This is a genomic window from Agrobacterium sp. BT-220-3 (assembly GCF_025910175.1).
Classification (GTDB): domain Bacteria; phylum Pseudomonadota; class Alphaproteobacteria; order Rhizobiales; family Rhizobiaceae; genus Agrobacterium; species Agrobacterium oryzihabitans.
This window is the reverse complement of record NZ_JAPAIX010000026.1, coordinates 1-13,849: the sequence shown is the minus strand read 5'-3', so window position 1 is coordinate 13,849 and position 13,849 is coordinate 1. Positions and strand designations below refer to the sequence as shown.

Annotated in this window: 16 protein-coding genes and 1 pseudogene; 11 read left to right on the top strand and 6 right to left on the bottom strand. The window is 59.4% G+C overall.

Going from position 1 to position 13,849, the window contains the following annotated elements; all coding sequences use genetic code 11:
- Nucleotides 1–119: 119 nt before the first annotated feature.
- Both OK142_RS24840 and OK142_RS24835 read left to right on the top strand, forming a co-directional pair.
- Nucleotides 120–335, top strand: a pseudogene (locus OK142_RS24840) (TrbI/VirB10 family protein); the annotation flags it as partial.
- 221 nt (nt 336–556) lie between these two features.
- Nucleotides 557–1,258: an autoinducer binding domain-containing protein gene (locus OK142_RS24835; RefSeq protein WP_037094145.1), complete on the top strand. Its 702-nt coding sequence runs from the start codon at nt 557–559 to the stop codon at nt 1,256–1,258.
- A gap of 1 nt (nt 1,259) precedes the next feature.
- Here OK142_RS24835 and OK142_RS24830 read toward each other — a convergent pair whose 3' ends face one another.
- Nucleotides 1,260–1,580 carry a transcriptional repressor TraM gene (locus tag OK142_RS24830; RefSeq protein ID WP_081950751.1) on the bottom strand — a complete coding sequence of 107 codons (321 nt, stop codon included), beginning with the start codon at nt 1,578–1,580 and terminating at the stop codon, nt 1,260–1,262.
- A gap of 139 nt (nt 1,581–1,719) precedes the next feature.
- Between OK142_RS24830 and OK142_RS24825 the strand changes: the two genes are divergently transcribed.
- The 3 genes from OK142_RS24825 to OK142_RS24815 all read left to right on the top strand — a co-directional run bounded on the left by OK142_RS24825 (nt 1,720) and on the right by OK142_RS24815 (nt 3,056).
- Nucleotides 1,720–1,938, top strand: a complete 219-nt coding sequence (locus tag OK142_RS24825) for a helix-turn-helix domain-containing protein (RefSeq protein WP_037094170.1) — start codon at nt 1,720–1,722, stop codon at nt 1,936–1,938.
- A gap of 112 nt (nt 1,939–2,050) precedes the next feature.
- Nucleotides 2,051–2,674 carry a DUF433 domain-containing protein gene (locus tag OK142_RS24820; protein WP_037094150.1) on the top strand — a complete coding sequence of 208 codons (624 nt, stop codon included), beginning with the start codon at nt 2,051–2,053 and terminating at the stop codon, nt 2,672–2,674.
- Between the two features lie 4 nt (nt 2,675–2,678).
- Nucleotides 2,679–3,056: a DUF5615 family PIN-like protein gene (locus tag OK142_RS24815; RefSeq protein ID WP_037094152.1), complete on the top strand. Its 378-nt coding sequence runs from the start codon at nt 2,679–2,681 to the stop codon at nt 3,054–3,056.
- A 48-nt stretch (nt 3,057–3,104) separates the two neighbouring features.
- Here the strand turns inward: OK142_RS24815 and OK142_RS24810 are convergent, their stop codons facing one another.
- Genes OK142_RS24810 through traA form a run of 4 tightly spaced genes read right to left on the bottom strand, consistent with a single transcriptional unit; the run spans nt 3,105 to nt 9,019 of the window.
- Nucleotides 3,105–3,710, bottom strand: coding sequence for a TraH family protein (locus tag OK142_RS24810; protein WP_037094154.1), 606 nt, complete (start codon nt 3,708–3,710; stop codon nt 3,105–3,107).
- Nucleotides 3,711–3,724: 14 nt separating this feature from the next.
- Entirely contained in the window at nt 3,725–4,885 is a 1,161-nt protein-coding gene (locus tag OK142_RS24805) for a conjugal transfer protein TraB (RefSeq protein WP_037094156.1), read from the bottom strand.
- Nucleotides 4,875–5,435 (bottom strand): conjugative transfer signal peptidase TraF, encoded by a 561-nt coding sequence (gene traF / locus OK142_RS24800; protein WP_498685697.1) that lies wholly within the window; start codon nt 5,433–5,435, stop codon nt 4,875–4,877. Before traF ends, OK142_RS24805 begins: the two co-directional genes overlap by 11 nt.
- Nucleotides 5,436–5,437: 2 nt before the next feature.
- On the bottom strand, nt 5,438–9,019 hold the full coding sequence (gene traA / locus OK142_RS24795) for a Ti-type conjugative transfer relaxase TraA (protein ID WP_037094159.1): 3,582 nt from the start codon (nt 9,017–9,019) through the stop codon (nt 5,438–5,440).
- 255 nt (nt 9,020–9,274) lie between these two features.
- Between traA and traC the strand changes: the two genes are divergently transcribed.
- The 3 genes from traC to traG are packed head-to-tail and all read left to right on the top strand — an operon-like array spanning nt 9,275 to nt 11,709.
- A complete protein-coding gene (traC, locus tag OK142_RS24790; RefSeq protein ID WP_037094161.1) occupies nt 9,275–9,571 on the top strand; it encodes a conjugal transfer protein TraC in 297 nt (98 codons plus the stop codon).
- A 4-nt stretch (nt 9,572–9,575) separates the two neighbouring features.
- Complete coding sequence (traD, locus tag OK142_RS24785) at nt 9,576–9,791, top strand: type IV conjugative transfer system coupling protein TraD (RefSeq protein ID WP_037094164.1); 216 nt, start codon at nt 9,576–9,578, stop codon at nt 9,789–9,791.
- The gene (gene traG, locus OK142_RS24780; RefSeq protein ID WP_037094166.1) at nt 9,778–11,709 is read left to right on the top strand and encodes a Ti-type conjugative transfer system protein TraG; all 1,932 of its coding nucleotides are present in this window, start codon (nt 9,778–9,780) and stop codon (nt 11,707–11,709) included. Before traD ends, traG begins: the two co-directional genes overlap by 14 nt.
- Before the next feature lie 174 nt (nt 11,710–11,883).
- Here the strand turns inward: traG and OK142_RS24775 are convergent, their stop codons facing one another.
- Nucleotides 11,884–12,096: a hypothetical protein gene (locus OK142_RS24775; RefSeq protein WP_037094173.1), complete on the bottom strand. Its 213-nt coding sequence runs from the start codon at nt 12,094–12,096 to the stop codon at nt 11,884–11,886.
- 194 nt (nt 12,097–12,290) lie between these two features.
- On the opposite strand from OK142_RS24775, the gene OK142_RS24770 reads away from it, so the two are divergent.
- The 3 genes from OK142_RS24770 to OK142_RS24760 all read left to right on the top strand — a co-directional run bounded on the left by OK142_RS24770 (nt 12,291) and on the right by OK142_RS24760 (nt 13,760).
- A complete protein-coding gene (locus tag OK142_RS24770; RefSeq protein ID WP_081950752.1) occupies nt 12,291–12,809 on the top strand; it encodes a GIY-YIG nuclease family protein in 519 nt (172 codons plus the stop codon).
- A 348-nt stretch (nt 12,810–13,157) separates the two neighbouring features.
- Entirely contained in the window at nt 13,158–13,427 is a 270-nt protein-coding gene (locus OK142_RS24765; RefSeq protein ID WP_037094168.1) for a WGR domain-containing protein, read from the top strand.
- A gap of 87 nt (nt 13,428–13,514) precedes the next feature.
- Nucleotides 13,515–13,760: a hypothetical protein gene (locus OK142_RS24760; RefSeq protein ID WP_498685696.1), complete on the top strand. Its 246-nt coding sequence runs from the start codon at nt 13,515–13,517 to the stop codon at nt 13,758–13,760.
- Nucleotides 13,761–13,849 lie beyond the last annotated feature (89 nt).

Genomic DNA, 13,849 nt, shown 5'->3' with positions numbered 1-13,849 from the left:
CCGGGCTGTGGTTCCGGCGCGGTCGTCTCGTCATGGTATCTCCTGTTCACGGCATCTAAGCCGAAGTCAGGCAGAAATTCCACTTATCCCCGCTGTTCAAATTTCCCGAGCCAGCTCTGATCGATATGTCGATGCCGGAGAGCTCGACACTGGCCATACAGGATACCGCTTCAGATGCAGCGCGGCGGAATTTTGCCGAATCTTTCGGCCGTGTTGCGGAGCAGACAATCTCCAAGAACCTAAATGTGCAGCCAACGATCAGGATTCGGCCCGGTTACAAATTCAACGTGCTGGTCGATCAGGATATAATTTTTCCGAATTCGTATCGGCAATAGAATAGAGTTCGGCGCAAACCGGTCATCGTCTATGTAATTGAATCGCGATGACATACTACAATCTTGCGTGGGTAAATTCTTTCCCATAATACTCAACTTTAGGCAGGCGCAATGGGTGTGCTTCGCCTTCGTTTCGGAGCGACCGACCCTCGACAAAGGGTACTGCCACTTATGACTGCAACCTTGTTGCGTTCATACCCTCACTCAAAGGAGGCCATGAATTGAACCAATGGTTTGAGCGTTTGACCGAACAGGTCGCCCTGGCGCATGACGAAGCCACGGTGAAGGCGACACTGGAGAAGCTAAGTCGGGAAGCAGGTTTTCGGGCATACGCCTATCTCAATCTGCAAGCGGAAACGCAAACGGCGATCTCAAACTATGACGTCGAATGGCAGCAGCGGTACTTCGAGAAGTCCTACGCGTTGATCGATCCCGTCGTGCGAAACGCGCGCGATCAGCTGGAAGCGTTCGCCTGGTCCAACGAAGGATCGCTCAGGATGAGCAAGGAGCGCAGGAACTTCTACGGAGAAGCCGGAGAGTTCGGAATCCGCTCCGGGATTACAATTCCGATCAAGACCGGCTTTGGTCGGATGGCAATGCTCACCCTGGCTTCGGAAGAAGTCGACTTTGCCCTCGGGCAGTCGCTGAACCCGGTTCTCGCCGCTTCTGCGGTCGCGCAACTGCACTCGAGGCTTGAAGGTCTGGGAGCGAAACCGACCCATCACACTCCCATTCGCATGAAGTCCGACGAACTAACTTGCCTACGCTGGTCTGCAGAGGGGAAATCGATGAAGGCCATTGCTATCATCGAGAACACCACATACGCCAATGTCGCGTTCTTCCTCCGCAACGCCAAGTCGGCGTTGGGCGCGACGAGCTTGCCCCAGGCGACCGCAATGGCCAAAGAGTTCGGCCTGATCTAGGTCAGTGCCCCTTAGATTTCGGCATATTGGGAATATAGCCCAGAATGTCGAGAAGCGTTGACACGACCGTCTGCTGCGCGTGGACGGCGATCATGGCAGCGATATAGGCCTGACTTGCCTCGCGAGCCGTCTCCGGGTCAGCTGCGGCATCGACCTTTGCTTCGAGCATCACGGCGGCATCGCGCAAACGACGATGTTTCTCGATCTCGCGCACGACGTGGCGCTCGATCTCTTCGGGCGGCTGATCACTCATCAATCCGATAAGTGGGCGCAAAATGAGTTTGGTATCAGACACAGGCCCGTTTGCACTTGCTTTGAACATTATCGGTCCAATTACCGTCCATATACCACCGATGTAAACCTTCTTCGAACCGAGGTATCCGCAGAGGCAAATCGGTTAAAACCTCAATTACATACTATAGTTGATAAACTTAAAGTATGTAAACGTCGATCTTCCGCGCATGGATATGCGCAAGCTGGTCGGTCGAAACTTTGCCCGCCTCCGTCGGGAAAAAGGCCTGACACAGGAGGATGTGGAAGCGCGCTCCGGCTTCAGCCAACAGTATCTAAGCGGACTCGAAAGAGGGAAGCGAAACCCCTCCATCGTCACACTCTATGAGATCGCCCAGGCCCTCGGCGTCAGCCATGTAGAGCTGGTCACACCAGACCAGTCAGACTGAGTAGGCGAGGCTCTCAGTATGACTCGAATTCTCTCTGAGCGTACCGAGAACCGAGGCCCCACTTCACAACGCGCAGCGAAATCGCTATATCTTCTCCACAAGGAGAATAATTATGGCTCAGATGTCGCGTGCCTATACGCCTGCAGAAGCAGCTGCCGTCAGCGAGATCGCCGTGAAATCGGTGCACAACGCAATCGACAAACGGATCATCGCACGTCGTCTTTCGGAAGACGAGGGACGTGCCCTCTCGGACGACGACCTCCTGCGCCTCAAGCTCTGGTATGGGGTCGGCTCGATCCTATCGGCCGAGCGTCGCCAGCGGCTCTTCGACACGATAGACCAGAATCCGGATGCCGACACCGTTCGAGCAGACGACTATCTGATCGTGGATGTTGCCCGCGCCCGGGAGCAGCTTGCTGCGCGAGCGGAGGCGCTTCGTGAAGCCGAACGGGTTATTGGATCCGTGAAGGGTGTCCTTGGCGGCGAGCCGGTCTTCAGCAAAACCCGCGTTCCAGTCAGGACGATTGCCGCTATGAAGGCTCAGGGTGCGACCACCGAGGAAATTGTCGAGGGGTATCCTTCGCTTACCGTGCGTATGGTCGAACTCGCGGAAATCTGGACTGCCGCTCACCCGGCACGAGGCCGACCTCGCAAGCTTTCGGACCTTGGCGCAACCGTGAAATCTGCAAAGCGTCTCTCACTTCCGAAGGCCGCCATCAAAGCTTCCGGCAGCTGATATCGTGAAGTTCCTGATTGATGAATGCCTGCACACCTCTCTCGTGGCCGTAGCTCAGGATAACGGCCACGACGGCTTCCACGTAAACTGGCTTGGCCTGAGCGGCGAAAAGGATTGGGATCTGATGCCCCGCATTGTTGCGGAGGACTACACCTTCGTCACCAACAACGCGCGTGATTTCAGGAAACTATACGGCAATGAAGAGATCCATGCCGGATTGATCATCATCGTGCCTCAGGTTGTTCCGGCATTGCAGCGAGACCTGTTCACACTCATCCTGGAGGAGGTTACCGGCGGCGAAGAACTCCTGAACGAGGTGATCGAGATCACCATCGAGGGCGATGAGGCGGTTCTCACACGCTATTCTCTCCCAGCAATATGAGAACAGCGCAAATTCGCTCATTCGAAAGGCGGAGGCCCGGACAGGCCACTATTTCTGGCCCCCGATCCGCGTCAGATCAATCCGGATACCGGCATCGTCAGGCTTCGACGGCTCTTCTTTCTCCTGGGGCGTGGCGTCGGCCTCCGGAGCCTCTTCTGCATCATGGCCATCCTCTGATTTTTGCACGACCGCGCCACCTGGATCCTCCGCCTGGAACACGCTCTCCCCCTCTAACTTTCCGGTCTGCCAGGCATGGACAGCATCGTCGAAGAGCTGCGGGAACACCTCGTCGCTCGTTGGGTTTCCATACCACTTCGCAACAATTCGCAGGATCTTGGCAAACATGGTCGTGCCCAAGCGCAGATTCGCGCAGGGGTCAACCAGATCAGCCTTCAGCTCCGACGCGTCTTTCAGACCGATTCCCGCCGGGATCTGGGTCAGGCCCACCCGCACGATGGAACCACCGATGTTCTCGCGAACAATCTCGATCGCCTCCTCAGGCGTTTTCGGTTTGGGAACGAGGATCAGACGCCCGCCGGACTTTACCGTGATAGCAAGCGGATCGTCCGAGCCGACCGCCTGGACGAACTGCTCGACGATAGCCGGCTTCAACGATGGATCGGCACATTCTTTGATCAAGGCAGCATCCAGCATGCGAGCTCCATGTTTCAAATGTTGAATGAGATAACGAGCGGCAAGTCGAACAGGCGGGCCCAGGCCTCGCTGCTCGCCCGCTGAATGTCGATGATGGCCGTGCCGGCAGTCCACCAGCCGTTTCCGACTGCGACGAGGGCGTCGGGTCGATGGAAAGCCGATTGCAAGATCGGCCAGACGAGAAGCTGCTCGTAGCAGATCAGTGGCGCCACACTTTTGCTGCCAACGTCAACGATGGGATTCGCGAAGAAATGTGCCCGGGCACCGCCGTTATCGCCGATCCAACCCCGCCATGGCTGCCACATTGATCCGGGCACGGGCATGCGCTCCCGGTAAAGAATGTCGGTTCCATCAGCCGACAGTTTGACAAGCACATTGTCATAGCCCTCGTTGTCGATGACGGCCGCTCCCCCGATGACAGTGATGCCCGTTCCGGCGAGAGATCGCTGCCAGACGCGGCCAACCGTCGGCGTCCAGAAACCGAGAGCGCTTTCCGGCAGCACGACCGTGGTGCCCGGCGGTTGGGCGCGTACAACGTCGATCAGCTCGTGTTGCCGCTTGAGGCCAGCTTCGCGTCCGAGCGACGCCCCCGTTTCAAGGTCGACACCGATCCACGACGTAGGTAGAATCGGCGGCGTCCACTCAGCGGCGGACCAGAGCCAAAAGCCTGCCATGGCCAAGGCTGCAGCCGGCCGATACCGCGTCGTCATGACGATCAGGCCGGCTGCAATCGCTCCCAGACCCCACCATCCCCAGCCGGGAAACAAAACGCCCGCAGCCGTGATCGGATGCGCCCATCCCAGAATGCCGAGGGGTGGGACCGCCATTGCGACGCAGGCGGCCAGATAGCGAAGCGGCTTCTGCCATCCCTCGTGATCGGCCCAGAGCACGGAGTGAACGGTGACGAACGCGGAGGAGGCGACTAGCCAAAGGAGAAGGCCAGGCCAGATATCCTGCCCATAGAAGTTCGCCACGCCCTGCGGCAGTCCCCATGATGCGGCGAGGAAGTAGGCAGCCGAGATCGCCGTTGCCTGTAGGCGCGACCGTGTCAAGGACCAAAGCATGGGGAAGGTGGCTGCGACAGGCAAGAGTAGCACATGCCCGCTCCAGCCGATCCATCCGGCGCTCGTCGATAGCGCGACGAGGACAACCGTTCGGAACTGCTCACTGCGCATAGGTCCAGACCTCTCGCGCCAGTCCAAGGATTCCATCCATCGGCAGAGGACCAAAGTACCCGCTATCGAACGAACCCGGAAACTCGGAATGCAGGAAGACAGCCCCGGGCGGAACGATGCCCCCATCGTAGCGCATCATCTCACGCCTCTGGCCGTCCTTCTGTGCAACGCGCGAGTGAGGAAGCGGACGACCATCGACGCGGACGTCGTCTTGCATTTCGATCACCTGTCCGGAAGCTGCAGCGACGGTTTTGATCAGCGGCGCGACGCGGCCCGCGCAGAGGCCGAAGCGCAGATATCCACGCGCACGCGCCTCACGCATTGCGTCGGTGTTCGGTGGGCAAATGAAGACCAGATCGCCAACCAGGATAGGACGATCGGGTTTGACGATCCGCCACAGGCCCAGCGGCTCGCTGAGTGTGAGATTGACCCTGAAGCCGTGACCTCCGAGCAGCACAATGAGGCCAAGCGTAAAGAGGCTGACGCTGCTGATCCGATAGAACCAGACGAGCCCCTTCATGCGCCGGAGCACTTTATGTCGATGGCGCATCTTCATTTGAGGGTAAGCCCCTGAGATTTCGTCTGACGCAGTGTCTCAGCCTGCTTGAGTGCCGTCACACTGCGCTCATGGGCGTTGAGTTGCTGGACCGTCCGCATCGTATTCCAGGCCTGTTGCACTTCGCTCTTCTGCGCGGCATTCATGCCTGACGTGACGCGCTGGAACGCCTCTCCATTGGCATCCTTCGCTGCGAGTGGCAGGAACGTCCTTTCTCCGAACCGCTCGGTAACTGCCTTGGCGAAACCTTCTAATTCTGCCTTCACCATCTTATCGGCAAGCGCATATTCGAGGCCCGAGGGCAGATCATTCCTGTCGATGGCATCGCGGAGGCATTCCAGCACGCTCTTCGCATTGGACGAGAGGGCAGGGATCTCCAGCGAGACCTGCCTGCGCACCGCCAGCTCCTCGGCGTGATTTCGCCGCTCGGCATCGCCACGCTGGCGGAGATAATCGCTGATGCTGTCGGCGAGCGGCGTCACATTTTTGAGCGCCCGGTCCCGGTCGACCTTGTCGCCACGGCTGGCGAGTAGACCCGTCTTGCCCTTGATTGCACCGAAGGTTTCAGGCTCTGCGGTGATCCTGGAAATTGTCTTCGCCGCAGCCGCCTGATCGTGCAACATCGCGTCGACATTCACCGCCTTGAACGCCGCTTCCGGGTTGGCGAAAACGTGGTGGAAGCGCATGGACACTTCCTCCCAATGCTTCTTCAAGGCAGGGTCGGCGGCGATCCTGTCTTCGACCGCCTGATCGATCGTTTTGGGGAAGGTCGTGATGCCTGATACCATCGGCTTTTCCTCCTTGGCTGTGTTCGGGATCGAGATACTGCTGCTGCCACGGCCCAGGCCGAGCCTTGCGCCGAGGGCTGAGAGCTTTGCCGCAAGATCGATAAGCCGCTGCTTCTGGCGTACGGTCCAGGCGAGCCGATCCCTCGAGATCGTGCGGGCGACATTCATCAGATGCAGACCACGCGCCTCCGCAAATCGCAGCGCCGCGCGATAGGACGATGTGCCTTCATAATCGAGGGTCGTTTCCTTCGATCCATCGCGGGCCAGCCGCTCCTTAAGCCGCTCGATCGCCAGGTCCGCGACGCGAACGACTTTCCAGGCGTTGCGCTCGGCCATCGTGCCATCCGGCAATGTGACTGTCTCCGATCCATCGTGCTTCAGACCGATTCGATCGCCGATCTCAGGCCGGGCCACCTCGATGGCCCGCTTGAGATCGACACCCCAGATCGTGCGTTGCTGTCCGTCACTATCTTCGAGCGTCACGAAATAGCTGTCACGGTTTCCGGGCTTGTGTTCGTAGGGCGCGACACCATGCTCGACGAGTATTCCGCCGCGGTGGTTAGTGAACTCTTCCATGCTGACGTGGAGCTCGGCTGCCTCTCGATGCCGCGTCATCGCAACATAGGTCAGGTGACGGTCGAGCGTGCTGGAGGCTAGGACTTTGACACGGTCGACGGTTGCGCCCTGGGATTTGTGGATCGTCGTCGCATAGCCATGATCAACATTGGCGTAGAACCGCTGTTCGATGATGACCTGCGTGCGGCTCTCCCCGTCGCCGATCGCGGCGACGATGCGACCGGGTGCTGCATCCACGACTTTGGCCAGCATGCCATTCTTGACGCCGACACTACCTTCGTTCTTCAGGAAGACGATCTGGTCGCCCGCGGCAAACCGACGTGGCCCGTCCTCGGTGTTGAACGCAGAACCTTCGCCGACAATGCCGCGCTCGACGAGCCTACCACGCGCCAGCTCATTCAGTTCGCGCACGTCACGTCGACGGTGTGCGAGGATGAGCGTGGTCTTGTCGGGATCAAAATCCCGGTTCCAGCTCTCGATCAGCCCTTGTATTGCGTCCTGCCTCGTCCGGCTGGTTTGTACCAACCCGGCCTGCTCATAAGCGTTCAGCGCGCCCGCGACGTTTCCACGCGCCAGATCGAGTGAAGCATCCCGCATCCACTGATCTTTCTGGCGGTAGATGGTCTCAAGCTCCGCATAGCCGACCCGTTCCGTGATGGCCCGGAAAGCTGCACCTGCCTCGATTGGCTGCAGCTGATCGGGATCACCGATCAGGACGAGCTTGGCGCCGGCCTTCGTCACCGCTTCGAAGAACAAGGCAAGCTGGCGAGACGACACCATGCCGGCTTCGTCGATGACGAAGATCGTCTTGTCATCGACGTGATCCCGCTCCTTCTCCCAACGCAGCTCCCAGGACGAAAGCGTTCGCGAGACAATGCCGGCTTCCTTCTCCAGACCTTCCGCCGCCTTGCCCGACAGCGCCCCACCGACGACCTGATAGCCAGCGGCCTCCCATACCTCACGAGCAGCCTTCATCATCGTGGTTTTCCCGGCGCCGGCGCGGCCGATGACAGCGGCGATCCCGGCGTCGCCAGCGACATGTTCGATCGCCGACTTCTGCTCGTCGGACAGACGATCGTGCCGGGCAAACGTCGCCTCGAGCACCGCCTTGCGAGCTCCGTGCGCGGCCCGGCGCGAAAGCCAGATCGCGCGATTGGCCATCTCGGCTTCGAGCCTGATCAGCTCGCGCGTCGTGTACTTTGCCGATGACCGGGTCCCTGTCGCAAAATCCACCCGCTCGCGATCCAGACGAAGGGTCTCCGGGCTCTGCAGGATGCGCGCCATCAAGCTTTGGAAAAGGCCCGCATCGTCAATATAGCGATGGAGGATCTTCGCGACGTCGCGCTCATCGAAAACACTCTTCTCCCGCGTGATCAGATCAAGCACGATCTCCGGATTGCGCTGGATCCGGCGGGCATTTTCAGCACGCCGCCCCTCCTGCCGTTCCAGCCGCTCAAGCGCTGCCCTCTCCTCGGCACTCTCCGCCTTCCTCTCGATCGCCTTCGTACCGACGCCGAGATGGATGGTCGGCGTAAGCTCGATGCCCTGTTTCTCGAAGGAACGACCATCGACCCGGAGGTCGAGGCCGGCCAACGCCAGATGCCGGTTCTGGCAGGCGAACCATCCGTCGCGAAAAGCATTGAAAGTTTCGAGGCCACCTGCCCAGAGTTCGTAGACGATCTTGCCGCTGTCGTTGCGCAGCGGTTGGCCATCTGGACCGGTGACCGCCACCTTCTTCGAACCGAACCCGTCCTCGGTCAGCGGCCGCAACGTCGTCATCAGGTGGATATGCGGATTGCCCGGCGCATCGTGATAGACCCAGTCGGCAACCATGCCTTCGGTCGTGATGTGCAGCGCCACAAAATCCCTGACGAGCTCGATGTTCTGCTCGGCTGAAAGCTCTATTGGCACGGCGATGGTGACATCTTTGGCAAGCTGCGCATCCGATCGCTTCTCGAATTCCTCGACCTTGTTCCAGAATGCTTCCGACGCACCAGAGACGGACCGATCGGCAATCAAAGATTGTAGCCAATCTGGCGCATCGGCCGGTATGACAAACTCTTCGTGAAGCAGACCCTGCTTGCGGGTGTAATCGATCGTACGGGCTTCACGCTCATAGTCCATTTTGGCGCAATGCCGGTAGGCCGCCGACAGCACGGCGCTGCGGCCGGAGCCGCGTGCAACTATGCTGACAGAGAAATGCGGGACGGCCACTACCAGGAAAGCTCCTTCAATCGAACAAAATCAACGTGTTCGTGAGGAGCGGTGGGCCCCGCCAGGGTTCAAAAGCAGAGCGTCGCATCAGCGACGTATAATTGCGCCCTTCGGATCCGTCCTTGCGAACGGGCGGGATGATGCTCAAAAGCGTAGGCTACGCCTACTCGCATTTCTGTTAGTAGATCGGCACGCCGATCTGAACGACTCTGGCTGCGTGAACCACGTCATGCAGCAACAGAGGACAATCCAGAGATGAAGAAGCCATCCTCCAAGATCCGCGAAGAAATTGCCAAGCTCCAGGAACAGCTCAAGCACGCGGAAACGAGAGAGGCCGAGCGCATCGGTCGCATCGCGCTTCGGGCAGGCCTTGGCGAGATCGAAATCGAGGAGACGGAGCTTCAGGCAGCGCTCGAGGAATTGGCGAAACGCTTTCGCGGAGGCAAACCCGGTTCAGTCGGGAGGAAAGGGGCGGGCGACAGCAGCACGGGCAGCGGGCAGTCCGAAGCGATCGCGTCTGGCGCGACTTCGGGCGGCACTGTTGAGGCTTGAGCGGATGAGCAGGAACGCGACATCCGACGCCCGGAAGAAGGACACGCGCGACAAGATCGAACTCGGCGGCCTCATCGTCAAAGCCGGTCTCCGCTTCGAGAAACGGGCGCTTCTGCTCGGCGCACTGATGGATCTGCAGCGTCGGCTGAAAGCTGACAACAGTGAGAGAGCGCGATTGACAGCGATCGGGGCGGAGGCCTTCGGCAATGAAGGCGAATAGGATCGCTCTCGTCATTCTTCCTTCGGCCATGATGGGTGCGGCAGTGTTCGCGCTCACCGGGATAGAGACATGGCTTGCCGGGTTCGGAAAGACCGAGGCGGCAAGGCTTGCCCTGGGACGGGCAGGGGTCGCGGCGCCATACGTGGCGACTGCCGCCCTCGGCTTGATTTTCCTGTTCGCAACGGCGGGGTCAGCCAGCATTCGTGCTGCGGGCCTCGGTGCCACAATTGGAAACGCCGCAGTTATCCTGACAGCTTGCGTGCGGGAGGGCGTGCGGCTTAGCACACTTTCTTCGCAGGTCCCGGCGGACAAATCCGCGCTGTCCTATCTGGATCCATCGACCATGATCGGCGCGGCCGCTGCGCTGATGTCCGGCTGCTTCGCATTGCGCGTGGCGACGCTCGGCAACACCGCCTTTGCCCGGGCAGCGCCAAAACGGATCATCGGCAAGCGTGCCCTGCACGGGGAGGCCGACTGGATGGCGCTTCCCGAAGCCGGCACACTATTCTCGTCAACCGGAGGCATTGTCGTCGGTGAGCGGTATCGCGTCGACCGTGACAGTGTTGCCGGCATCTCTTTCCGTGCCGATACCACCGAGACCTGGGGTGCAGGTGGCAAGTCTCCCCTGCTTTGTTTCGACGGATCGTTCGGCTCCTCGCACGGTATCGTCTTCGCTGGATCGGGGGGGTTCAAAACGACCTCAGTCACGATCCCGACTGCTCTGAAATGGGGTGGTTCGCTCATTGTGCTCGATCCCTCAAACGAGGTCGCGCCCATGGTGTCGAAACATCGCGAGGAAGCGGGACGGCGCGTCAGAATTCTCGATCCGCGCAAGCCCGCAATAGGCTTCAACGCCCTTGACTGGGTCGGCCAATATGGCGGCACGAAAGAGGAAGATATCGCCTCGGTCGCATCATGGATCATGAGCGATAGCGGTCGCGCCAGCGGTGTCCGCGACGACTTCTTCCGTGCCTCAGGCTTGCAGCTCCTGACGGCGATCATCGCGGATGTCTGCCTGTCCGGGCATACGCCGATTGAGCAGCAGACGCTCCGCCAGGTGCGCAGCAACCTTTCCGAGCCCGAGCCGAAACTGCGGCAACGCCTGCAGGATATCTACGACAATTCGGAATCGGATTTCGTGAAGGAGAACGTCGCCGCCTTCGTCAACATGACGCCGGAAACATTCTCCGGCGTCTACGCCAACGCGATCAAGGAAACACACTGGCTTTCCTACCAGAACTATGCGGCGCTGGTCTCTGGTTCGACATTCCGGACAGAGGACATTGCGTCGGGCAAGACGGACGTGTTTATCAACATCGACCTCAAGACGTTGGAAACCCACAGCGGATTGGCGCGCGTCGTGATCGGCTCGTTCCTGAACGCGATCTACAATCGAGATGGCGCTATGGAGGGGCGAGCGCTCTTCCTGCTCGATGAGGTCGCCCGTCTTGGCTACATGCGTATTCTGGAGACCGCACGGGACGCTGGCCGAAAATACGGGATCACGGTGACGATGATCTATCAGTCGATCGGCCAGCTGCGCGAAACCTATGGCGGGCGCGACGCCTCCAGCAAGTGGTTCGAAAGCGCGAGCTGGATCAGTTTCGCGGCCATCAACGATCCGGAAACCGCTGACTACATCTCTCGCCGCTGCGGCATGACGACGGTCGAAATCGATCAGGTCAGCCGAAGCTTCCAGTCGCGCGGCTCGTCGCGGACGCGGTCGAAGCAACTGGCCGCTCGGCCACTCATCCAGCCACATGAGGTGCTTCGCATGAGGGCGGACGAGCAGATCGTCTTCACGGCGGGCAACCCGCCGCTGAGGTGCGGTCGCGCCATCTGGTTCCGGCGGGAAGATATGAAAGCTTGCGTTGAGCAGAGCAGGTTCTCGCGGCGCAACGCGCCCGCCCATGAATAATGAAGAGCATCGGAGAAATCAGCATAGCGACGACCTGAAAGGGCGTGATTTCGGGAATTCTCGTCATGCTTCAGGCGGATACCGGGCAGCCGCAGGAGGCTTAGCATAGCGCCGCATAAGCGGAAGCCGGGACCCGACTGGCCCCGACCGAAGCATCCCGCTTAAGAAGGCCGTCTACGCGTCGGAGACCCCTTCGGTCAGTCCGTCGAACACCTCCATCATCGCGTTGGTGATGGCTTGACCGAGAGCGTTGCCTGCCACGCGAACGTCGTCCTCGGAGCCGTCTCGCGCAGCACGGGCAAGCTCGTACCCCTGATCCGCGACGATCTGCTTGGCCACTTCGATCGCCCACAGGCCAAAGTCGCCGCGGCATGGACAGTAGTCCATGACAAACCAGAGGCCTCGATGTCGAGGTACCACGTATAGGAAAGGCGCTACGCCGGACCCGACGATCTTGCTCATCGCCAAATGCCGGCTTCCGCTTTCGGCCCTTTGCAGACGCTGATGCTTGAGCCCTCTTGACCGCCGCACACTTTCATCCACTGTTTAAAAAATAATTTCACACATTATCGGATGACTAGGTGGCAGTATATTTTTTCGCTGAACGGGACCCCGGTGGCGACTGGCGTTATTCGGTCAAGGTTGGCTATTCGAATGATATCCCAAGAAGACTGCGAAACCTTCAGACAGGCAACCCTCGGGAGATCGCTGTCATGGGGTTCATTCGCACAAAGGACCGTGCAGAGGATCGGCGAGTTGAGGCCGATCTGCATAAGCGCCTCAAAGACGATGTGGTGCGTGGCGAATGGTTCTGCGTGGACCCAGAGCAAATCTTCGACGCACTCCATAGCCATTCCACCAACGCATTTCTGGCAACCGAGGGCGATCCTTTCGAAATCATTGGTCTCGATAGCCATGCCATCCCGGTGTACGCCAGTCCATGGCATTGGGGCGAGTTCGAGGTAGACGAATTCTGCCCGCGCTGTGGCTGGGCTTGCGGTTGGACAGAGGTTGAGACCGCAGGTGGAATGATGTGCCTAGAATGTGGCGCGCACGAAGCACACTACGAGGATAGGGGTGACGAGCCTGACTGGGATTAAGACCTCGCACGTGTTGAGATGAGGCGGTGTCTCGTGCGTTAGGTTGCTGCTGCCGCGAAGGTTCGGAACTGCATGTTGCGCCGCAAGATTTTGGATACGGCGTGGGCATGACTTCGCAAATTCTGCTGTTGGCGCGAACCGGCCGAGCCCGCGGCCTGCGGAAGGATCGTGACCCGGATGGGCGAAGACCGAATGTGGGCTTCGTTCGCCCCAGCGAATAGAGCCGTACGCCGAAGGCGGACCGCCCAAACTCGCTAGCGTCTCCACATCACGGAAATGAATCGATTGCCTCCGAGCGATTCAAAACTCTCGTTGGACGGCGAATCCTAAAGGCACGATCATGCCGGCATGATCACCCAGCCCTATCATCTTTATGTCGAGAGGACAGACCTCACGAAAAACATGGCCCGCTTCTATGCGATGTCCATCGAGCCAAACCTGTTCGGGGAAACTTGCCTGATGCGATGTTGGGGTCGTATCGGAACGAGCGGCCAGACGATGAGCCATCATTTCAAAACCGAACGTGAAGCCGTCGTTCTGTTTCTCGAACTCCTCCGCCAGAAAAAGCGTCGTGGCTACTCAGCCGTGGCGCGTAAAGCGTGCCGGCAACTGATTTAAGGGCTTGTGAATTTGAAGGGCAAGAATGAAGACGAGATCAGAATTGGTGCTGATAGGCGAACGTCGAGATCAATCCGGTTGACACTGTTGGCGTTGTTCGCAGCTTTTCCAGCCTTCAACGCGTCAACCAGCATTTCAGCCTACGCGAGCGACAACAGATCCAAGGTAGGCATGCAATTCCAGAAATGCGCCACGGGCTCGCGCGAGGCTTGCGTCGTCGACGGAGACACGATCTGGCTGAACCGCCAGAAGATCCGCATCGCCGATATCGACACGCCGGAGGTGGGCGAACCGAAGTGCTCGTCGGGGCGTGTCGCAAATTCTTTTGGTTAACTAGCTGTTGACTACGACCGTAGAAATTCCGCTCCCGATGTAGTGGAGCGTAGCCATGATTCTGAATGCCATTGCCGAAAAGCTGAAGC

Coding starts and splice junctions, on each gene's coding strand:
- OK142_RS24830 (WP_081950751.1), bottom strand. CDS start 1,580: ATGTTCAAAGCAAGTGCAAACGGGCCTGTGTCTGATACCAAACTCATT.
- OK142_RS24825 (WP_037094170.1), top strand. CDS start 1,720: ATGGATATGCGCAAGCTGGTCGGTCGAAACTTTGCCCGCCTCCGTCGG.
- OK142_RS24820 (WP_037094150.1), top strand. CDS start 2,051: ATGGCTCAGATGTCGCGTGCCTATACGCCTGCAGAAGCAGCTGCCGTC.
- OK142_RS24810 (WP_037094154.1), bottom strand. CDS start 3,710: ATGCTGGATGCTGCCTTGATCAAAGAATGTGCCGATCCATCGTTGAAG.
- OK142_RS24805 (WP_037094156.1), bottom strand. CDS start 4,885: ATGCGCAGTGAGCAGTTCCGAACGGTTGTCCTCGTCGCGCTATCGACG.
- traF (WP_498685697.1), bottom strand. CDS start 5,435: ATGCGCCATCGACATAAAGTGCTCCGGCGCATGAAGGGGCTCGTCTGG.
- traC (WP_037094161.1), top strand. CDS start 9,275: ATGAAGAAGCCATCCTCCAAGATCCGCGAAGAAATTGCCAAGCTCCAG.
- traD (WP_037094164.1), top strand. CDS start 9,576: ATGAGCAGGAACGCGACATCCGACGCCCGGAAGAAGGACACGCGCGAC.
- traG (WP_037094166.1), top strand. CDS start 9,778: ATGAAGGCGAATAGGATCGCTCTCGTCATTCTTCCTTCGGCCATGATG.
- OK142_RS24775 (WP_037094173.1), bottom strand. CDS start 12,096: ATGGACTACTGTCCATGCCGCGGCGACTTTGGCCTGTGGGCGATCGAA.
- OK142_RS24765 (WP_037094168.1), top strand. CDS start 13,158: ATGATCACCCAGCCCTATCATCTTTATGTCGAGAGGACAGACCTCACG.